The 21,746-nt window shown below is 63.1% G+C and carries 13 protein-coding genes; 8 read left to right on the top strand and 5 right to left on the bottom strand.

Going from position 1 to position 21,746, the window contains the following annotated elements:
* The first annotated feature begins 108 nt into the window (after positions 1–108).
* Positions 109–603: a BCAM0308 family protein gene (locus C0Z19_RS07965; protein WP_102609256.1), complete on the top strand. Its 495-nt coding sequence runs from the start codon at positions 109–111 to the stop codon at positions 601–603.
* 123 nt (positions 604–726) lie between these two features.
* Here the strand turns inward: C0Z19_RS07965 and C0Z19_RS07960 are convergent, their stop codons facing one another.
* Together C0Z19_RS07960 and C0Z19_RS07955 are read right to left on the bottom strand one after the other, a co-directional pair.
* The gene (locus C0Z19_RS07960) at positions 727–3,615 is read right to left on the bottom strand and encodes an AMP-binding protein (protein ID WP_233196049.1); all 2,889 of its coding nucleotides are present in this window, start codon (positions 3,613–3,615) and stop codon (positions 727–729) included.
* Positions 3,612–4,277, bottom strand: coding sequence for a nitroreductase family protein (locus tag C0Z19_RS07955; RefSeq protein ID WP_102609255.1), 666 nt, complete (start codon positions 4,275–4,277; stop codon positions 3,612–3,614). Before C0Z19_RS07955 ends, C0Z19_RS07960 begins: the two co-directional genes overlap by 4 nt.
* A 330-nt stretch (positions 4,278–4,607) precedes the next feature.
* Here C0Z19_RS07955 and ppsA point away from each other — a divergent pair, with 330 nt between their 5' ends.
* The 7 genes from ppsA (at position 4,608) to C0Z19_RS07915 (ending at position 18,709) form a co-directional block, all read left to right on the top strand.
* Positions 4,608–6,998, top strand: a complete 2,391-nt coding sequence (ppsA, locus tag C0Z19_RS07950) for a phosphoenolpyruvate synthase (protein WP_102609361.1) — start codon at positions 4,608–4,610, stop codon at positions 6,996–6,998.
* Between the two features lie 448 nt (positions 6,999–7,446).
* Positions 7,447–9,747: a ferritin-like domain-containing protein gene (locus C0Z19_RS07945; protein ID WP_102609254.1), complete on the top strand. Its 2,301-nt coding sequence runs from the start codon at positions 7,447–7,449 to the stop codon at positions 9,745–9,747.
* 14 nt (positions 9,748–9,761) lie between these two features.
* Positions 9,762–10,697 carry an MNIO family bufferin maturase gene (gene bufB / locus C0Z19_RS07940; protein ID WP_102609253.1) on the top strand — a complete coding sequence of 312 codons (936 nt, stop codon included), beginning with the start codon at positions 9,762–9,764 and terminating at the stop codon, positions 10,695–10,697.
* Positions 10,694–11,533 carry an HvfC/BufC N-terminal domain-containing protein gene (locus C0Z19_RS07935; RefSeq protein WP_102609252.1) on the top strand — a complete coding sequence of 280 codons (840 nt, stop codon included), beginning with the start codon at positions 10,694–10,696 and terminating at the stop codon, positions 11,531–11,533. The genes bufB and C0Z19_RS07935 overlap by 4 nt, the downstream gene beginning before the upstream one ends.
* Before the next feature lie 509 nt (positions 11,534–12,042).
* Positions 12,043–12,615, top strand: coding sequence for a flavodoxin family protein (locus C0Z19_RS07925; RefSeq protein WP_102609250.1), 573 nt, complete (start codon positions 12,043–12,045; stop codon positions 12,613–12,615).
* Positions 12,616–13,100: 485 nt separating this feature from the next.
* Positions 13,101–17,558: a response regulator gene (locus C0Z19_RS07920; protein ID WP_102609249.1), complete on the top strand. Its 4,458-nt coding sequence runs from the start codon at positions 13,101–13,103 to the stop codon at positions 17,556–17,558.
* A 905-nt stretch (positions 17,559–18,463) separates the two neighbouring features.
* Positions 18,464–18,709, top strand: coding sequence for an H-NS family nucleoid-associated regulatory protein (locus tag C0Z19_RS07915; RefSeq protein WP_102609248.1), 246 nt, complete (start codon positions 18,464–18,466; stop codon positions 18,707–18,709).
* A gap of 10 nt (positions 18,710–18,719) precedes the next feature.
* Here C0Z19_RS07915 and bluB read toward each other — a convergent pair whose 3' ends face one another.
* From bluB to C0Z19_RS07900, 3 genes are all read right to left on the bottom strand, one after another.
* A complete protein-coding gene (bluB, locus tag C0Z19_RS07910; protein ID WP_102609247.1) occupies positions 18,720–19,394 on the bottom strand; it encodes a 5,6-dimethylbenzimidazole synthase in 675 nt (224 codons plus the stop codon).
* The gene (locus C0Z19_RS07905) at positions 19,378–20,676 is read right to left on the bottom strand and encodes a cobyrinic acid a,c-diamide synthase CobB (protein WP_102609246.1); all 1,299 of its coding nucleotides are present in this window, start codon (positions 20,674–20,676) and stop codon (positions 19,378–19,380) included. The genes bluB and C0Z19_RS07905 overlap by 17 nt, the downstream gene beginning before the upstream one ends.
* A 190-nt stretch (positions 20,677–20,866) precedes the next feature.
* Entirely contained in the window at positions 20,867–21,466 is a 600-nt protein-coding gene (locus tag C0Z19_RS07900; RefSeq protein WP_425330266.1) for a c-type cytochrome, read from the bottom strand.
* Positions 21,467–21,746: the final 280 nt, after the last annotated feature.

The raw sequence follows: 21,746 nt of genomic DNA, 5'->3' as shown, positions 1-21,746 counted from the left end.
CCGTCGACCGTTGATTCACGTCAATACCGGTGTAAGGACGGGGGCTACGCTGAAGACGAATGGCCGCCGATTGCGCGGCGATGTTCAGACTTTTTCGAGGAAACAGTCATGAGTGAACACACGAGACCGTTCAAACCCGGCGAACACAAGCCTGTTTATCCTGGGCTGGAGAATGACCCCTACGCACTGCGCGGCAAGCTCCCCGAACCGTCGGCGTGCCCGACGTGCGGCGCTGTCTACGAGAATGGTCGCTGGCAATGGCTATCACGCCCGCAGGATGCGAAAGAGGTGGTGTGCACGGCATGCCGCCGTACCGCTGAGCACATGCCCGCAGGATACGTCTATATCGAAGGATCATTTGCGAACGATCACCGCGCCGAGGTGCTCGGGTTGATCAACCATCACGCGGCCCGCGCCAAAACGGAACATCCGATGCAGCGCGTCATGTCGATCGACACGGCCGACGATAAGACGGTCGTGACGACGACCGACGTTCATCTGGCGCGCGACCTGGGATCGGCGCTCCAATCGGCATTCCAAGGCACGCTCGACCTGAAATACAGCGACGACGAACATCTCGTGCGCGCGTATTGGCAGCGTTAAGCGAGTGGGCAGTCGTGCTGCTGCATTAAACCGATTCCGAGATCGCGGCGTTGCGCGAAATCCAAGGGGGCGACATTCGCTCCCGTCCCGATTGCGTCCCTATTGCGCTTCCTCTTTCGCTCCCTATTCCGATGCGACGAGCTCGGGCTCCCCGCACACACCGAGAATCGCCGCACGGACTTCATTTCTCAGCTGCGCCATTGACCGGAGGTCAGTTCCCTGCGGCGCGATGGGCGTGAGCACGGTCATCGTTACGGATGACCGTACCGGTAACCAGTTGCCATCGCGCAATACATTTCGCGTCCCGCGCAACGCGATCGGAAAGACGGGGCGCCCGGCCAGACAGGCAGCGCGGAATGCGCCGAGATGAAACGGCCGAAGTCCGGCGGCGCGGCCGAATGTTCCTTCGGGAAAGAACAGCAGCGTTTCGCGCTGCGCGGCGGTGACGAGACGCTGCTCGTCTTCGAGACTTGCCCGATAATCGTCCCGCTCGACGAAATAGACGCCAAGCGCCTTTAAAAAGCGCCCGATGAGCGGCGTATGCTCCATCTCCCGCTTGACGACGAAATGGACCGGATGAGGCAGGCAAGCGAGCAGCACGACGCTGTCGAGGTAGCTCAGATGATTGACGGCGATGATGCAGGCGGCCGAAGGCAAGGCTGCAGCGTCCGGTATCGCGTTCGGTGACAACCCCGTCACGCGCAAGAACAAGCGCGCGGCGCGCGCCGCCCGCTCCCAGTTGCGCTTTTCGTCGGCGCTCATGGCGACGCGAGGCCAGAGCGCGGGTGCAATCGATAGCGCCATGGCCCAGCACCATAAGCCGAAGGCTACCGCGCCGAGCCTTTCGAAAGCGCGGGATGCGAACGGCTTCAGGCTGCCGGCCACAGCCTGGGTCACCTGGCGCCAGGCGGCATGCGGCGCGATGGACGCTGCTGCTGCAGGGCCGTCGTGCTCCGCGTGTTCGAATCGCTCGAGCATGGCTGCGTGACGGATCTTGCCGGCCGCTGTTTTCGGAACGCTGCCCGCTGCAACGAGGACGATGCGTTCGACGGGCGCGCCGAAAGAAGCTATCGCGGCGCGGCTGATCTGTTCGACGAGACTTGCGCGCACGCCGGGATCTTCTTCGGCTGTTTCAGCGAAGACGATGACGCGTTCGGTCCCGTGCGTGGCGTCGACGCTGCCGCACACCGCCACGCCGCCGGCGATGACGCCGGGTATCTGGCCGATCGCCTCTTCGAGTTCATAGGGGAAGAAATGCTGCCCGCCGCGGATGATCATGTCCTTCATCCGTCCGGTCACATAGAGCGTGCCGTTTGCGAGGTAGCCGAGATCGCCGCTGTCGAACCAGTCCCCGTCCATCAACTGCGCCGTTTTTGCGGGATTGCGATAGTAGCCTCGCGTTGCCGCGGCGCCCCTGAATTCGATGCGGCCGACTCGCCGCTCGGGAAGCAGGCGCCCCTGCTCGTCGACGATGCGTAGTTCCGAACCGTCGAGGACCGACCCGCAACCCACCACTTCGATGGCATCGCCAGCCCCCGCGGAAGGTGAGGCAATGCCGTCATCGAGAAGCGCATGGCGCATCACGTTGTCCACCTGTAGGCCGCGACCTGGCGGCGGCAGCGTCAGTGCGAGCACGTTTTCGGCAAGCCCATAGACGGGTGCGATCGCATGCGGATCGAAGCGCACCGGGCCCATCCGCTCGCAAAATGCGCGCATCGTTTTGACGCTGACAGGTTCCGCGCCGCAGGAGGCGAACCGCAGGGACGAAAGGTCGAGCCCTTCAAGCGCGGCATCCGGCAGATGATGCGCACAGCGGTCGTAGGCGAAGTTCGGCGCAGCGGTGATCGTGCCGCGAAAGTGCGTGATCATCTGCAACCAACTCTGCGGCCGGGCAAGGAACGTGAGCGGCGATGTCACGACGAGCGGGACGCCGAAATAGAGCGGTGCAAGCCATGCGCCGATCAGACCCATGTTGTGACTGAGTGGCAACCAACTAACGAATACGTCGTCGTGCGTGACGTTGATCCGGGCGCCCATTGCGCGAATGTTGGCGAGCAGATTCGCATGCGTGAGCATGACGCCCTTCGGCGTGCCCGTGCTTCCCGATGTGTATTGGAGCAGTGCGAGATCGTCGGCGTGTGCGCGTACGATCCGATCGGGCGGCAACTGTTCGATGCTTTCGGGCGTCAGCACGTGGCGGATGCTCGGTACGCGCACCTTCAGCAAATGGCCGACGGCGGCGGCTTTGTCGAAGGTGACAAGCGCTTTGACTTCCGCGTTCGCCAGCAGATCGGCATGGCGCGACAGATGTTCGGCGAGCTGCCCGATGCGCACCGGCGGGTAGATGGGCGCCGGGACGGCGCCGCACAGCAGCGTGGCGATGAATATGACGAAATAGTCGAAGGTCGTCGGCATCATCAGTGCGACCGTATCGCCGGGGTCGATGCCGAGCTTGCGCATGCCGCTTGCCACCTGCATCGCGCGTTCATGCAGCTCGCCATAGGTGATCTGCGATTGAGTCACGCCGTCTTCCTCGATCAACACGATATGCGTGCGTTCAGCGTGGTGATCGGCGTGCCAACGCAGTGCCTCGACGAGCGACTTCGCGTGCGTCGGAACCTCGGGCTCGCCCGCGGGCGGCGCGGGGACCCGTAACGATGAGGGTCGGAATAGCGGTGCAGACGGTGAGCTGGCGGCGCTGGATGGTTGTCGCGCAGAGGCGCCCGTTATGGCGGCCAAGACATCGCTGGCGGTGGCGGCCGACGCGAACGTTTCGACCGGCAGTTGCACGCCGAATGCCGTCTCGATGCGCGCGAGCAGTTCGGCGCGCGCGAGGCTGTCGAAGCCCAGATCGCGCTCGAACTGCGTGTCGAGCGTTACCTCGGGATACGGGCTATCGTCGCCGTGCAACTCGTCGGCCAGCGCAGCGACGAGCGTCAGCAAGCGCGCTTCATCAGCCGCTTCGCCTGCGCCGACGGCAGGCTTCGGTTCGATGTGGGTCTCGTGCGTCACGCGTGCGGAACGACATTCATGCCCACGGTCTGCGCGAGGATCGGCACTTCGTCCTCATTCAAGCTCAGCGCTTCGGCGAGCAGGCGATGGTTGATCCAGCCTCGCACGACCGTGCCCAGTCCGGCCGATGCACAAAACAGCGAAACGTTCTGCGAAATCGCGCCGGCCGTGATGGCCGAGAACGTATCGCGTTGCGCGGGCGGCAGCGACAACAGCCTGGACGTGCTGACGACATAGACGAGATCGAGCGGTGCGGCGCCGACGAAGTCCTGATAGCCCGTCATGCCGCGCGCATCGATGGCGCGCTTGAGGATGAGGCAATGCGTCGACGGTTCATAGCGATAGACTCCCTCGGGGAGTGCCGCATAGATATCGATCTCTTGCCGTCCGTGTGGCGATGGCGCGGTGCGTCCTCCCGTAATCGGTCGGTTCACGCCGTCGGCAGCCCATAGCAGCGCACCGAGCGTTTGACGCGAGAGCGGCGTGGGCGCGAATTCGCGCGTGCTGGAACGAAACGAGAGTGCGGCAAGCAGCGATATGCCCGACAGCAAATCGGCACGAGGCAGCTCGATCACCTTCGGGGCGCCTTCCCGAGCGGGCTTGGCTGGCTTCGCTTTCGCTTCGGGAAGCGTCTCGTAGGTCAGCATTTGTAGTTCGGTCATTTCGGTCGCTCCTCCTCGGTCATGGACGAACGTAACGGCGATCGATCGCGATGGCGCATTACGTCTTCACAATAGGCGCGTGCTGGAAGTTGCCGTTGATTTCGGTCAAGCGCATTCGATTCGTTGATAAGCCATGGATTCGACGGTTTATGAAGCGACTGACCAGCCGTGCCGGAGACGATTGACTCACGTCAATACGCATCGATTGGCGCTGACCAGAATCGAACACAGGCAATCGATGCGCCGCCAGGCGGTTTGCGCGTCGACATCGGCGTTTCGAGGCCGCTTCAAGCTCCGACGCACGGATGCCTTACCCGAGGAGGCGTCACCATGGCTGAAAACGCGTCGGTTCTCTGGTTCGACGATGTGCGCCGCACGAATGTGGCAGACGTCGGCGGCAAGAACGCCTCGCTTGGCGAGTTGACGGGAACGCTGGGCGAGGCCGGCATCAAGGTGCCGCCGGGATTCGCGACGACATCGTGGGCCTATTGGGCCTTCATCGATGCGAACGGCCTGCGCGACACGATCGCAGCGCTGCTCGCCGATCTCGCTGCGCACAAGCTGACGTTGGCCGAAGCGGGCGCGGCGATTCGACGTGCCATATTGCATGGCGAATGGCCCCCCGCTATCGCTGAAGCCATTTGCGCCGCCTATCGCCAACTGGGCGAACGCGTTGGCGAAACTTCGCCCGGCGTTGCCGTGCGATCGAGCGCGACGGCGGAAGACTTGCCCGATGCGAGCTTCGCCGGGCAGCAGGAAACGTACCTGAACGTGAGCGGAGAGCAGGCGCTGCTCGTGGCATGCCGGCGCTGCTATGCGTCGCTGTTCACGAATCGTGCGATCAGCTATCGCGAAGCGAAAGGATTCGATCAGACGAAAGTCGCGTTGTCGATCGGCGTGCAGCGCATGGTGCGCTCGGATCTCGCGGGCGCGGGCGTGATGTTTTCGATCGACACCGAAACGGGCTTCGACAAGCTCGTCGTCATCAGTGCTGCGTGGGGTCTTGGGGAGAGCGTCGTCCAAGGGACGGTCGATCCCGATGAGTACGAGGTATTCAAACCGCTATTGGGCGAAGCAGGGCTTGCGCCGATCATCGGCAAGAAGGTCGGCGAGAAGCAATTCAAAGTCATCTACGCGAACGATTCGCGCGCACCGACCAGGAACGTGCCGACTTCCAAAGCGGAGCGCGCGGCGTTTGTGCTGACAGATGACGAGATATTGACGCTCTCGCGCTGGGCGTGCGCGATCGAACGACACTACGGCCAGCCGATGGACATCGAATGGGCGAAGGACGGCGTCACAGGCGAACTGATGATCGTGCAGGCGCGACCGGAGACCGTGCAATCCCGGCGCGAGGCCAGCGCGATCAAGACGTATCGCCTCGTGCATGCAGGGACACGCCTGTTGACCGGCGTAGCGGTGGGCGAGGCGATCGCGGCGGGAACGGTGTGCGTCATCGATAACCCGCGTCGCGCCGAACACTTCGTCGACGGCTCGATCCTGGTTACACGCACGACCGATCCCGACTGGGTGCCGCTCATGCGGCGCGCGTCGGCGATCATCACGGACCATGGCGGCAGGACCTCGCATGCGGCGATCGTCAGTCGCGAACTGGGGTTGCCGGCCATCGTGGGCGCGGGCACTGCGACGCATGTGCTGCACGACGAACAGGAAATAACGGTCTGTTGCGCTCAAGGCAGCGACGGGTTCGTCTACGAGGGGCACGCCGAGTTCACGGTCGAAAACATCGATTTCGCGAGCTTGCCAACGACGCGGACACAGGTGATGCTCAATCTGGCCAACCCGGCTGCCGCGCTGCGTTGGTGGCGGTTGCCGGCGGACGGCGTCGGGCTCGCGCGCATGGAGTTCGTCATCAGCAATCACATCAAGATCCATCCGATGGCGCTCGTCAACTACGACACGTTGACCGACGGCGACGCCAAGCGAACGATCGATGAATTGACCTCGGGCTACGAAGACAAGACGGCGTATTTCGTCGAGCGTTTGGCGCGCGGCCTCGCGCGCATCGCCGCTGCGCATCACCCGCACCCTGTGATCGTGCGTATGAGCGACTTCAAGACGAACGAGTACGCGAACCTCATTGGCGGTGCGGCGTTCGAATCCAAGGAAGAAAATCCGATGCTGGGTTTCCGCGGCGCTTCGCGCTACGACTCGCCGCGTTACCGTGACGGATTCGCACTCGAATGTCGGGCGATCGAACGCCTGCGCCGCGAATTCGGCTTTACGAACGTGGTCGTCATGATTCCGTTTTGTCGCTCGCCGCAGGAGGCCGATCGCGTATTGGCGGTCATGGCGCAGCATGGGCTCGCGCGTGGGCACGACGGCCTGCAGGTGTACGTCATGTGCGAGATCCCGTCGAATGTGATTCTGGCTGAAGCATTCGCCGCTCGCTTCGACGGCTTCTCGATCGGCAGCAACGATCTGACGCAGCTGACGCTCGGCGTGGACCGCGATTCCGCCGAGCTGTCCGCGCTGTTCGACGAAGAGGACGACGCGGTCAAATGGATGATCGCGCACGTGATCGAAGCGGCGCATCGGTGCGGCGTGAAAGTCGGATTGTGCGGCCAGGCGCCGAGCGATCGCCCGCAGTTCGCGGCCTTTCTCGTCGAGTGCGGAATAGATTCGGTATCGGTGACGCCCGATAGTTTTGTGGCGGTGAAGCGCCGCATCGCGCACGCGGAGGCTGCAAAGCAGGACTGATCCCAAAGCTGTCGGCCACCGTTTCCCATGCTCCCGAAAACTCTCACCTTTTCGATTGGACGGATTCGATCGGACGGCTTATCGAATACGCTGGGTGCCCCGATCGGCGCCGAGCGTATTCGCATGGGTTGATTGATCGTGTCGGCATGAACGCACGCGCCGAGCCGTGCAACTTCCGGTTTCGTTCTCATCGATATCCGATCTTTCATGCGCCTTATGACGTTTCGTAAGCCGTGCGCTTGCCATACTTGACAGGCTTATTTGCCTACCCTATGTTTCGTCAGACGTAGAACCCCACGCACCAAAAGAATCGGGGCTACGTTGCTGTCCCCTGCCTTTCTTATTCGCGTCACATAATAGTCAAGACAAGAGACGGCCACATGGTCGTCACGTCCACCACCGCCGGCGACCGAGGAGACAGACGCTCGCCGATATAAGGGGCTAAAAAATGGAGAGCATCGCTATCTCGCGAGGGCTTACCGTCAGCAATCGCGATCCCGCAAAGAAGGCGACCGACGCAGCGGCTTTGCGCGCGATCGCGCAAGCCGCACTCGAAGTCGAGCTTTTCACGATTCCGCTTTACATGTCGAGTCTCTATTCGATTTACGGCATGCATGCGATCACGGGACAGAATCTCGACTACTACAAGGGGCGACTCTGGCCCGGCGCACACCCCGTACGAGAACCGAAGACGAACGAAGAGCGAGCGTTCAACATTCTCTTTTCGGTATTCATCGATGAAATGCTGCATTTGCAGCTTGCATCAAACATGGCCACCGCCGTCAGCAAAGATAACGGTTCGCCGAAATTCAGCAATTGCTCGCTCGTCAATAGCGAGACTTACGCATGGAATTGCTACGGGCCCGATAAAACGGCCATTCCGAACATCATCGACTTGGCGCATACGGCAAGCTATCGACAACGCAAAGAGCAAGGCCTGCCGGTGAGCGTCAATGTCGGCGCGCTGAATGAAGAAAAGCTCTGGCTCTTCTGCGCGATCGAACGCAACGATGCGGATGCGCGTGAAGACGTGCTGCCGGCCTATCGGGATCAATACTTCCCCGTCGCGCCGTTCGACGACATTTGGACGGCTGACGGCACGCGCGGCCCATGGGAAGAGGGCGAGCCGTTGCCTGCCTTCGGCTCGATCGGCTGGATGTATCAGTGCTACGCGAACTACGTGAATGTGCAGTATGCGGACAATACGACGCTGTGGGACGCCGTGTTCAATCCGAACGGCCAGCAAAACGATCTCTTCAATAATTTCTCGGGGCCGGGGCACCCGATGCGCGAGTACATCGGGTTCGAGACCACGATCGCGCTGACCTACAAAGACATCGCGAAGTCGCAAATGCTCAAGATGATGGACGCCATCACCGACCAGGGCGAAGGCAGCATCTTGAAGGAAAGATCGAGCCTCAAGGTACACACTGCGTTGAGTGCGCTCGACGCAAGTCTCGGTATCGCATCGCCTGCCCCGAGCTATCAAGGGCTGCGCGAGACGCTGACCGGGTTGCCGATCGATGCACATGTCGCCGATGAAATTCAACGCGCCGCAGCCGAATTGGTCGATCCGGTGCAAGGTCTCGAGAGCACGGCCGCCGGGGGAGAGCCTCTGACGCAGCGGCTCGAGGGACGCGTGCTCGACCTCAATCTGCAAGCGGTGCAGCGGCAATATCGTCCGTCGCCGACGGCGTTGGAATCGGATTACCCGAGCTACGACGACGCGGGACAACTGAGACCTTCGGCCGATGCAGCCGCGCGCACCGATCACGATGCGCAAGATCATTTCTCGCGCTTCAACGAAGACATTCGTGCGCTGATGGCGCAGGGGCCGTCCGACACGGGCGTGAAAACGTGGGCTGCATGGTGGGCCGAGCGCGAGAAGGAACACACGGGCTGGGTGGCGGCCGATCTGCATAGGGCCGGGTATGAGCCCCCGCCAGACGATCCGATTCCGTCGTGCGAGGACGTCGCGCAAGCCCTCAATACGCTCAGGGCGTCGCCCGGCGAGTACTTTGAGACCTTGAGCCAAGCCTCCGTCGGGGCGATCGCCGGCATCCTGACCGTGCTCGACGACTTCTGGAATGCCGGCGCTCAGGCGCAAAAGCCGGTGCTGTTTCCGTTTCCGTCGATGGTGGGTTCGGGCGATCGCATGGCGATCTGTTGGGCCGTATTCGGCAAGGCCCCGGACCTTTCCATCGGCTTGGAGCCGCTCAACAGGCAAACGCTTTACCACGCCTGTCAGGGGCTCGACCTCAACGTGAAGGACGGCGCGCCCAATTCATGTGCCCAAATCGGCGTGTTCCACAGCTGCCGCGGTTCGAATCAATGCAATGCGCAAGGCGGATGCGGTTTCGTGCAGTCGTCTTCCGGCGGCGGCAACTGCGGCACGAGCTCGGCGCTGCTGATGCGTACGTTCGCGAGCGGATGCAACCCGCTGCCCGTCTATAGCGCGCCTGGCGACAACCGTTGCCGTAGTTTCGGCGGCTGCGCGGTGCCGATCTCGGCATCGCAGCGATTCCCGCGCGCAGGCACGATGGAGCTGTTCGATTACAAGTTGGTCGGGGGCTTCCAGAAGCACTGGCAAGCCGAACCGCTCAATGTGACGATCGACTTCGCAAAGGGTGACCGCGTCGATGCAATCGCCTACCAGGCATACAAGAAGGTGATGGAAGCGAAGCAGTTGCCGGTGCCTCCCGAACCCGATCCCACGCCGCTGCGCGTGGCCTTGCCGCCGTCGACATGAGGCGAACGGCGGCGATGGGCGAGGCGGCAGATGCGCAGGCTTGCCGTCTCGGCTTGCAAAACCTCGGCGACGGTGTCGGTCTTCGTCATGTGCACTTCCCGCATCTGATGGCTACGCCGCCTGAGCAGTGGGGTGTCGATTGGTTCGAGATCATCAGCGAGAACTTCATCGATCACGCCGGGTATGCGGCGCATGTGCTCGAACGGATTGCGGCGCATCGGCCGGTGGTCATGCACGGCGTCTCGCTGTCGATCGGCAGCGTCGCGCCGCTCGATCGCACCTATCTGCGCAAGCTGCGCGAACTGGCCGAGCGTATCCGCCCGGCCTGGATCTCCGATCACTTGTGCTGGACCGGCGTTAGCGGCCGGAACACGCATGATCTCCTGCCGATGCCGTTGACCGAGCAAAGCCTTGCGCATGTGGCCGCTCGCGTTCGGGCGGTGCAGGATTATCTGGGGCGTCCGTTGATCCTCGAAAACCCAAGCAGCTACCTGACGTTTCATTCGTCGCGGATGTCCGAATCGGAATTCCTCGGGCGCCTCGCCGAGGCGACGGGCTGCGGCTTGCTGCTCGACGTCAACAACGTCCATGTAAGCGCGACCAATCACGGATTCGACGCGCTCGCCTACATCGAGGAACTGCCGGCCGAGTACATCGTACAGGTGCATCTGGCCGGTCCGAGCGATTGCGGCACACACTTGCTCGATACACATGATCAACCGGTGCCTGCGGCCGTATGGCCGCTCTACGCGTTGTCGCAAGAACGCACGGGCGGCGTCGCGACGCTGCTCGAATGGGACGCGCGCATACCGTCGTTCCCCGAACTGCTCGACGAACTCGGCAAAGCGAAGACCGCGCGTAGCGGATCGATGCCGATGGCCGCCGATGTACGCGCCGTGGCCGATGGTGCGCTATCGACGCCCATCGATTTTCAGTTGAGCCGCGCGTGACCGATCTCGCTACGTTGCAAACCTGGATGCAAGAAGTCGTGGGCGGCGACGCTTGGACGCTGGACGAAGCGATTGCGTCCGCGGCGCGACATGGTGTCGATTGCGATGCGGCCATTGTCGGGTCCGAACGACTGGCGGCCAAACAGCGCCTCGAGATCTATCTGCTGAGCTATCGGGCCCGCCTGCTCGAATGCCTGCGTGCGGAATTTCCGGTGCTGCGGAGCCTGGTTGGCGACCAGGTCTTCGATCTTTTCGCCGGCGCGTATTTGGGCGCCCATCCCCCTTCGTCTTTTACGTTGTTCGACCTCGGCGCCGGCTTTGCGGATTTTCTTGAAGCGACGAGGCCGCAGCCCAACGATGGGCGCGGAACGCTCGATGCCTTGCCGGCGAGCCTTGCGCGGCTGGAGCGCGCGTTCGCCGAATCGGAACGAGCGGAGGGAGTCGAGGCCGGTATCGATGCGCATTCGCCGATGCCGTTCGACATCGTCTTTCTACATGCGACGCGATTGAAAAGACCCACATCGCTGAAGCTGCTGCTGCTCGATTTCGATTTTTCAGATCTCGTGGCTGCGGTGGCCGCACAGCGTCCGCACGAGATGCCCCGCCCCGGTGAAACGCCGGTCGCCGTTGCGCGCAACGGTTATCGGGTTCGCATGCATAAACTCGAACCATGGTCGTTCTCGTTCCTTGCCCTGCTTGAAGTGGAGCCACGCAGCGTGCGGGACGTCATCGCGGAAGTATCGAATGCGTTGCAGGCTAGCCAAGGCCGGATCGGCGCGCAATTGCTCGCATGGTTGCCCTTTGCTTTCGATGCCGGGTTCGTCATGGCCGGGTAGCCCGGGGCTATCGAGCGCTTGCCGGCCATGCCGGCACGACGGCAAAGGTGAGCGAATTCGGGAGGGCCTTACGGGCCGACCGCGACTGCGGCGAATACGCTGAAACGCCGTTCGCTAGCGGGCTCGCTCGCGCGCTGCGACCCCCTAAAGGTGAGCGTTTTCGGGATCGTGCCCGATCGTCAACCGAGCCGTCTTACGGCGGCGTGTGCGATACAACGTAAGGTGAGCTTTATCGGGAGCTGCACGGCGTCGCATTGAACCGCTTTCAGCCGGCTTTCGAGCAGCGCCCTATGCGCGGGTATGGCAGCCGATCGCGCCTGCGACGTTCGACGACATATTTTGCATTTGGGCGATAAACTGCGCCGTCCGTTCGCGAGACCCGGCGCAAGCGCGGTAGCGGCCGCCTCGATTGCATCGGACTGCGGCGTACGGGCATTGCCCGTGGCCGCACGCATTCAGCCAACGCTCATTCCCCCTTTACGTTATTTCATCGATTGAGGTCTTTGCCTATGACAACCGTTGCAATCGTCTATTTCAGCGGCTACGGCCATACCGTCAAGCTTGCCGAGTCCGTGCAGGCCGGCGCAGCGTCCGAAGCAGGCGCAAAGGCGACGCTCTACCGTATCGACGCCAATGGCGATCTGCCCGAAGGCACGTGGGACGAACTCGCCAAAGCCGACGCGATCATCTACGGCAGCCCGACTTACATGGGCGGCCCGGCATGGCAGTTCAAGAAGTTCGCCGATGCGTCGTCGAAGATGTGGTTCACCCAGGGATGGAAGAACAAGCTTGCGGCGGGCTTCACGACTTCTGCGTCGACGAACGGCGACAAATTTTCGACGATCGAGTACTTCTGGACGCTGTCGCAGCAGCACGGCCAAGTGTGGATCGGTACGGGCCTGATGCCGGCGAACAAGAAGGAAAACAGCCCCGCAGATGTCAACTGGACGGCCGGTTTTGCAGGCGCGTTGGCGATCTCGCCGGCCGACGCCTCGCCCGACGAAGCGCCGCATTCGGGCGACCTCGAAACGGCCCGCTTGCTCGGCAAACGCATCGCCGAATTCGCGACGCGGCTTCGCTAAGCGCGGCCAAGCGGCGAACCGGCCGCGCTCCGCATGCTTATAAGCGGGGCGCGGTCGAAATCGTCGGTCATTCCCAAGGCTTAAGAATCCATGGATGGACGGCGCAACGATGCGCCGTCGCTCCTTAGGACACCTAACCAACAGCGAGCGGCACCCTGGGTTCGCGTCCGAGGAAACGCGTTCGACCGAATCGGGCACGCGGCGTGCTGTACGTTGCGGTTGGACGTTCGCATCGCCGCTGGTCGGCGACCCTGAGAGGTAGTGAGTCGCATGAATACGCCAACGCGCTTCGGCTGCCAGCTCGAACGCGGTCGGTCTGATTTCCCGACGTTTCTCGCGCGCTGCAATTATTGCCGCGCACGGGAGCGTCGCGGCGTGGCTCGTTCACATCCATTGCGACGCTATTCTCGGTGCCGCAACAGGCGTATCAGTTTTTGCGCGCCACGAGCGTACCTTTGCTGTGAATTCGGAAATGGGGATCCTCAATGAGCGACGCGTCCAGTATGTTGCCGAACCGAGATCAGAATCATTTCTTGTCCGGCGGCGGGGAGTTGGGCCAGCTGATTCGCGCCTCCGATTGGCGTTCGACGTCGCTCGGCGACCCGGAAGCGTGGCCCCGGAACCTCAAGCTGGCGCTGCGCATCATGCTCAATTCGCGGCAGCCGATGTGGATAGGCTGGGGCCCTTCACTGGTTTATTTTTACAACGATGCGTACCGTTCGATCATCGGCGGCAAGCATCCGTGGGCGCTGGGGCGCCCGACCTCGGAGGTCTGGCACGAGCTGTGGGACGACATTGGCGAGATGCTCGAGCTCGCCATGAGTGGCCGCGAGTCGACCTATGTCGAAGCGCAGCCGCTGATCATGGAACGCAACGGCTACCCCGAAGAAACGTATTACACCTTCTCGTACAGTCCTATTCCCAACGACGACGGCAGCGTCGGCGGAATCATCTGCGCAAATACCGACGACACCCAGCGCGTGATGAGCGAGCGGCAACTCGCGTTGCTGCGCGAGTTGGCCGCGGGCGCGACCAACGCGCGCACGTGGCAGGAGGTCAGCGAGTGCAGTATGCGCGCGCTGCGAACCGACGCTCGCGATTTGCCGTTTGCGCTGCTTTATCTGGCTGAGCCGGATAAGGCGCAGATGAAGCTCGCCGGTTCGTCGGGTATCGAAGCCGGGCACGAACTCGCGCCGGCTGGCATTTCGTTGGACGAGTCGTCGCTCTGGCCCTTGCGCGAAGTGCTCTCCACGCACAAGCCCGTGATCGTGTCGGGCTTGGCTGCTCGCGTCAGTGGGCCGCTGCCGAAGGGGCCATGGCACGAGGCGCCTGCTCAGGCTGTGGTGCTGCCGATTTCCACGTCGGGCGATGCGGGCCGCACGGGGGCGCTCGTGGTCGGGTTGAATCCCTTTCGCCTGTTCGACGACAACTATCGCAGCTTCCTGGGGCTCCTCGCCGGGCAGATCGGTGCCGCCATTGCACATGCCCTCGCTTATGAGGAAGAGCGGCGGCGCGCCGAGGCATTGGCCGAGATCGACCTTGTAAAGACGGCATTTTTTTCCAATGTCAGCCATGAATTTCGCACGCCGCTGACGCTTATGCTGGGGCCGATCGAAGATGCGCTCGGCGATACGACGGCTGCGGCGCTGCCCCCGCCGCAACGCAAACGGCTCGTCACGGCGCATCGCAACGGCTTGCGGCTGCTCAAGCTCGTCAATTCGCTGCTCGATTTTTCGCGGATCGAAGCAGGGCGTGTCGTCGCGAGCTTCGAGCCGACCGATCTCTCGAAGCTGACGGCCGAACTCGCGTCGAACTTCGAATCGGCAACCGAACGTGCGCGCCTTGCGCTGACGATCGACTGTCCTGCCTTGCCGCAGCCCGTCTACGTCGATCGCGAGATGTGGGAGAAGATCGTCCTGAACCTCCTGTCGAACGCGTTCAAGTTTACGTTCGAGGGAGAAATCGGCGTTGCAGTGCGCCTGTCCGAAGACAGGACGGCCGTCGAAGTGACGGTGCGCGACACGGGCGTCGGCATTCCGCCGCGCGAATTACCTCGCTTGTTCGAGCGCTTTCATCGCGTCCAAGGGCAGCGCAGCCGCTCGTTCGAAGGCTCGGGCATCGGCCTCGCGCTGGTCCAGGAACTCGTCAAGTTGCACGGCGGCACGATTTCGGTCGACAGCAGAGTCGGACACGGTGCGACCTTTACGGTGCGTTTGCCGCTAGGCTCGGCGCATCTGCCGCCCGAGCACGTCGGCTCGCGAGAGGTTGCCGATGTCAAATCGGGACGAGCGGTCGCCTATGTCGAAGAGGCATTGCGCTGGCTGCCGCGAGACGAGGCCGACGGCGCCGACGACGAAGAGAGCGATACGCCGGCCGAGCTGTCCGACGACATGCCGGCCTGGTCGTTCGGCCGCGGCACGATCGGTGCGCGAGTGCTCGTGGCTGACGACAACCCGGATATGCGCGATTACATCGGCCGTCTGTTGAGGCACCGCTGGACTGTGCAGACGGTGGCGGATGGTCTCGCGGCGCTCGAAGCAATCCGCACGCAAAAGCCCGATATATTGCTGACCGACGTCATGATGCCCGGGCTCGACGGCTTCGGCCTCTTGCGCGAGATACGCAGCGATGCGCAGTTGCGGCACTTGCCCGTCGTGATGTTGTCGGCGCGCGCGGGCGAAGAGGCGCGTGTCGAAGGGCTCGAATCGGGCGCCGACGATTATTTGACGAAGCCGTTTTCCGCGCGCGAACTGATGGCGCGTATCAATGCCAACCTCGAAATGGCTCGCCTGCGCCGGGACGCGACGCGCGAGCTGTTGGAAAGCGAGGCGCGCTTTCGCAACATGGCCAACCATGCGCCCGTGATGATGTGGGTCAGCGACCCCACCGGCTCGCTGACCTATCTGAATCGCTTGTGGTGCGAATTCACGGGGCAATCGCTGGACGACGCGGTGGGCGACGGCGCATGGGACGCATTGCATCCCGACGATCGTCAGCAGTACCAGGCAGCGCTGCGGTCGGCGAGCATGAACGGCGAGCCGTTCCGTGCCGAGTGCCGCGTACGGCGTTCGGACGGCGTTTATCGTTGGGCGCTCGCGGCTGCCGCTCCGCGATTCAGCGACGACGGTGCGTTCCTCGGTTACATCGGCTCCATCATCGACATCACACAACGTAAGGAGTCCGAACGGATTCTGCAGGAAGCGAACGTGGTGCTCGAACGGCGCGTGGCGGCCGCCGTAGCGGAGCGAGCGCATACCGAAGCGCAGTTACGTCAAGCGCAGAAGATGGAGGCGATCGGCAAACTGACCGGTGGCGTCGCGCACGATTTCAACAACGTGCTGCAGGTGATTGCGGGCAACCTTCAATTGCTTGGCCGCGATGTAGCGGGTAACGTGCGTGCCGAGCAGCGCCTGCAAACGGCAATCGCTGCGACTTCGCGCGGTTCCCGGCTGGCCTCGCAGTTGCTTGCGTTCGGGCGCCGGCAGCCGCTTTCGCCGAAAACCGTCAACCTCGGGCGCCTCGTGCGCGGCATCGACGACATGCTGCGTCGCTCGCTCGGCGAAGGGGTCGAAATCGAGACAATCATTGCCGGCGGCCTGTGGAATACCCACGTCGATACGGTGCAGGTCGAAAACGCGCTGCTGAACCTTGCGATCAACGCGCGCGATGCAATGCAAGGACAAGGCAGGCTGACGATCGAAGCCGGCAACGCATTTCTCGACGACACCTACGTGGCGCGTCATGGCGACGTGGCCGCGGGCCAATACGTGATGGTCGCCGTGACCGATACGGGGTGCGGTATCCCCGCGGAATTGCTGGAACGGGTCTTCGAGCCGTTCTACACGACCAAGCCGGAAGGCCAGGGCACGGGGCTTGGCTTGAGCATGGTGTACGGTTTCGTGAAGCAGTCGGGAGGACATGTCAAGATTTACAGCGAGGTCGGACACGGGACGACGGTGCGCATCTATTTGCCGCGCGCGCGCCAACCCGAAGATGTCGAAACCGACGTCGAGATGGGCCCGGTCATGGGCGGCACCGAAACCGTGCTGGTCGTCGAGGACGATGAGGATGTGCGCGGGACGGTGGTCGATCTGCTTTCGGAGCTCGGCTATCGCGTATTGCGCGCCAAGGAGGCGCAAAGCGCATTGGCGATCGTCGAAAGCGGCGTGCCGATCGATCTGCTGTTCACCGACGTCGTCATGCCGGGCCCGCTCGGCAGCCCCGAACTCGCCCGCAAAGCGCGCGAACGTCTGCCCAACATTGCTGTGCTGTTCACGTCAGGCTACACCGACAACGCGATCGTGCATGGTGGCCGGCTCGACGAAGGGGTCGATTTGCTCAGCAAACCGTACAGCCGCGAAGCGATGGCGCGCAAGATCCGCAGCGTATTGCGCAACCAGCCGCGCGGCGTGCCGACGCGGACCGAACTGCCGAGCCTGCCGCCGCCTTCGGCGCTCGACACGATCGATGCGCTACCGGACCCGTCGCGGCTCAGCGCGCGCGTGTTGCTTGTCGATGACGATGCAATGGTGCGCTTCACGACGGCCGATATGCTCAGCTATCTGGGGCACATCGTAACGGAAGCCGGCGATGCGAGCGATGCGTTGCGGCTGCTCAGCGAGCAAGCGTTCGATGTCATCGTCACGGACATTGCGCTGCCCGATTTATCGGGCGACGAACTGGCGATGCGGGCACTGGCGCTGCAGCCGGGTTTGCGCGTGATCTTCGCGACGGGGTACGACGCACTGCCCGACGACAGCGATCACCAGGCGCTCGCCGGTGCGATGCTGTTGCGCAAGCCGTACAACAAAGAGCGAATCGAGGATGCGTTGAACGCGGCGATGCTCGCGCGCATCGCCGCGGGGGCGCCGCGTGCGGCATCCGAAGAGCGGACGGTGGGAGACGCGGCGTCGAAAGAGGCGAGGCGCACGCCGTCGATTTGAAACGCGCGTAGCGTCGCCGTCAAATGCAGTACCGAGACGGCCACGCGATGAATCGGCTGCATTGAGCGGGGCCAATCGACGATTGCTACCGGACGCATGGGTGAGGAGATTCGGGAGCCTCGGCTCGATCGGATACGTCGAGCGTTTGCTTCCCGTAGATCCTCACCTTGGGAAAACAGTGCGGCGATTCCCTGAAGCGCAGATTCATAGGCTTATCAAGCATTTACGGCTGCGCCTATCGCTGCACTGAGCCGTCATTGGAGTTTGAAGGCGGCGCCGGCTGATGCGCTCTAACGGTAGGCGACGAGCGGCAGGCGCCAAAAAGGTGAGGGAATTCGGGAGTGCTGCGCTCGCATGTCCTTAGCATCGATCGCTCGCGAACGCGCCGGTTTATTTCGAGCGCTCTCACAATACCCGGGTCTCGCAATACCCGATACGGCGAAATCAATTATGAGAGAAATAATGGTATGTCGGTGATTGCACTTTAATCGTGCAGGAAGGGACGCACAATACGCGGATCAAATGGCACCGTATCGCGCCAACGCGACCCGGCCGCGCAGGAAGCATGCCCCGGAGGGCCTCCCTACGAAGCTCCGCGAGGCGCGTGCCGCCGTGTAAAGTGTGAGGAATCTGACAGGCGTTCGCCCGCGCAGCGGCTTGCGTGCGCGCTTGGCGGCGCCAGGAACGTTCCGTGCATCTGAAATGCGACACGGGCTTTTTGCCGGTTTTGCTTTTTCGCGATTTTGTATCGATAATTCGAGTCGACACCGCGTGAAGACAATCGAGCGCCGCCCCGGGCAGGCAGCCGTCGCGCGGCTGCAACCTGTCGGCTGCGAGTCGAGTATGATTCGGCTCGGGTCATTGGGGCATCTGCGCCCCCGCATCAACCATAACCGGAATCATCGATGGAACAGCTTGAAGGCGAAGCTCGCGAACGGTTGATTCGCTGGCTGCGACGCCGCATGGACGAATTCGGCATTACTGTGGAAGCCGTTGCCGAATCGATTTCCGCCGATAAGCAGGCGGAACGGCCTATTCTCTATCGCGACGCGATGGGCAACACATGGGATGGCTACGGAGATCCACCGGATTGGCTGCGCCGCGCTGTGGCGGCGGGCCAGCAAATGGATTTTTTCCGCTGCGAAGGTTAGGGCTATACGGTCATTCGTCCTGCGGCGTCTCTGTGGCCAAGCGTTGCGCCGGCCAATAATTTTCGAAAACGCATTCGTCGATCGATCTCCGCTCGGCCCACTTCTCGATTTCGAGCATCGGCCGCGGATAAAACATTTCGACATGACCGAGACATAAAATCGCGACGGGTTTCGCTCCGGCGGGCATGCGCATGAGCGCGCGTACCTCGTCCACGTCGAATAGCGATACCCATCCCATGCCCAGTCCCTCGGCGCGCGCCGCGAGCCACATGTTTTGAATCGCGCAGGCCACCGATGCGAGATCCATCTCCGGCATCGTGCGCCGGCCGAAGACATATTTCTCGCGGTCGTCCATCAGCGACATCACGAGCAATTCGCCGCATTCGAGCATGCCTTCCACTTTCAGGCGCATGAACTCGTCATGCCGTTCGCCGAGCGCTTCGGCCGTGCGGATACGCTCGCGTTCGACAGCGTCGTGCAACGCCGTGCGCAGCGCCATGTCGCTGATGCGCGCGATGCGCCACGGCTGCATGAAGCCCACGCTGGGCGCATGATGGGCCGCGTCGATCAGCCGCGATAGGACGGACGGATCGACCGGGGCTCGTACGAAATGCCGGACGTCCCTGCGTTCGTAAATCGCGCGATAGACGGCTGCGCGCTCGTCGTCGTCAAATGGGATCGCCATGGAATAGGGCGGCCGTGAAGGCCGGATTGGTGGGCCAATACCCGTGCAGGTAAGAGGCAACGATCGCCCCCGAGCGATAGATCGATTCGCCAGGTGCATCCGATTGCGCGTAGGTGGCCGTCAAGGCAGGCGCCAGAGGTGTCTTGACGTGCGAATAGTGGAACGTCTGGCCGCGCAACTCGCCGTGGTTGCCGACGACCGACTGCATGCCAAGCGCGGCGAGTTGTTTGCCGAGCGTCGCATGGCCGGGCAGCAGGCCGAGCATTGGCGTTGTCTCGCCCGCGCTGTCTGTCAGCGTTTCGAGCAGATAAAGCATGCCGCCGCATTCGGCGAAGATCGGGCGCCCCGCTTGCGCGTGGGCGCGAATCGCATCCGACGTGCGGGTATTACGCGCAAGTTCGGCTGCGTGCAGTTCGGGATAGCCGCCCGGCAAATAGAGCGCGTCGATTTGCGCGGGCAGCGGTTCATCGGCAAGCGGTGAAAATTCGCTGACTTGCGCGCCTAGCGCGTCGAGCAAACGCAGGTTTGCCGGATAGACGAACGAGAACGCGGCGTCGCGTGCAACGGCGATGCGCAGCCCGTCAAGAAGGCGCGGCACCGGCGCGCGCGGCGGCGCGTCGAAAACCACAGGCGCGGGCAACTGCGCGAGCGCGGTCGGCGCGAGCGCATCGGCGGCACGGTCGATCCGCTCGTCGAGGTCGTCGATTTCGATCGCCGGATGAAGACCCAGATGCCGCTCGGGCAGGGCGATGTCCTGGGTGCCAGGGACGTGACCGAGCCAGCGAACGTCGGGCGGCAAAGCGTCTTCGAGCATGCGTGCGTGGTACGCGGAGCCGACGCGATTGGCGAAGACGCCATGGAAGTTCAGCGACGGGTTGAAGCGCCCGAGCCCCAAGGCGACCGCGCCGAATGTTTGCGCCATCGCCTGGGCATCGATGACGGCGGCGACGGGCAGCCCGAATCGCAATGCCAGATCGGCGCCGCTCGGCGTGCCGTCGAACAGCCCCATCATGCCTTCGACGAGAATCAGATCGGCTTCGCCCGCGGCCTCGGCCAGCAATTGCCGGCAGGCGGCTTCGCCCACCATCCAAAGGTCAAGCGAATCGACGGGTAGGCCGCTCGCGCGCTCGAGAATCGTCGGATCGAGGAAGTCGGGGCCCGTCTTGAAGACGCGCACGCGCAAACCGCGGCGTCGATGAGAGCGCGCGAGCGCCGCCGTGATGGTGGTCTTGCCTTGGCCCGATGCCATGGCGCCGATGAAAAGCGCGGGACAGGAGGGCATGGTCAGCAGGCGGAAATGGGGCTGCGTCGGGCAGCTGACGGATGGATGGACGAGAACGAATTAAACATGAAGCGAGCGCCGGCGCTGCGGTGGACACGATAGGCGCAGTGTAAAGCGGCTGGCTTACGTTCGCACGACAATCGCCGGGGCCTGGGGCCAGGGCAGCGGTTGGGCGTGCGTCAGCCCCCGCTTATTGGGATGGGCGGCGTGTCCACTGCGGGTCATTCGGCGCGTGCGAGTTGAACCCGCCGCGCGGCATGAACGCCAACGGCCAGCCATATAGCATCCAGCGCTGATTGAACGGAAAGGCGACATCGGCCGGTTCGTTGGGCTTGGCGACTGGGGCGACACGCTGCATCAGATAAGCGTAGAGCGCACGCAGGTCTTCGTCGGACATCTTCGAGAATTCGGGGTATGGCATGGCCGGATAAAGCGCTTTGCCACCTGGGGCGACACCGTGGCGGACGGCTTGATCGAAATCGCTCAACGTATAGCGACCGATGCCATAGCGCGGGTCCGGCGTGATGTTGCTCGACTTGATCGTGCCGAACGGTGAACCCATGCCGAGACCGCCCGCGAACGGCGCGCCGCCGCTGGGGGCGGTGTGACAACCGGCGCAGTCGGCTGCCTTCGCGATATATTCGCCACGCGCGAGCATGGCTGGGTCGGCGGAAAGCGTCGGCTGTGCAGCCGGTGACGCCGCATGTTTGGCGTTGCCCATGGCGATCGCGAGCACGGCCGGCAACGTCAGCGCCAGCAGTTCCGTGGCCATGCGAGGCGGCTTGATCATCGCGGTAGTTCCTCGAGGGCAGGGCGTCTTGCGCTCGGCGGCAGCCGGCGATATCGACCCGATGGCCTGTGACCTTCGCGCAGCCAACGGGACGCCACCATCAGCGCGCCGCCGAGCCAGGCGAGCGGCGCCGGAATCCACATGATAAGTCCGCCGATTGTTGATGTGGCACGGCGGCTGCAGCAGACGCTGCCGAAAGCGAAAAACACTGCCAAACTTGGCATCTGAAAGACACGGGCCGGGACCCAGCGCGCGTCGCCAACCGTGCGGCGCGCGCTTC

The sequence above is a fragment of the Trinickia soli genome (assembly GCF_002879855.1).
GTDB lineage: Bacteria > Pseudomonadota > Gammaproteobacteria > Burkholderiales > Burkholderiaceae > Trinickia > Trinickia soli.
The sequence above is the reverse complement of the archived record's forward strand: the minus strand, read 5'-3'. Positions and strand labels throughout refer to the sequence as shown.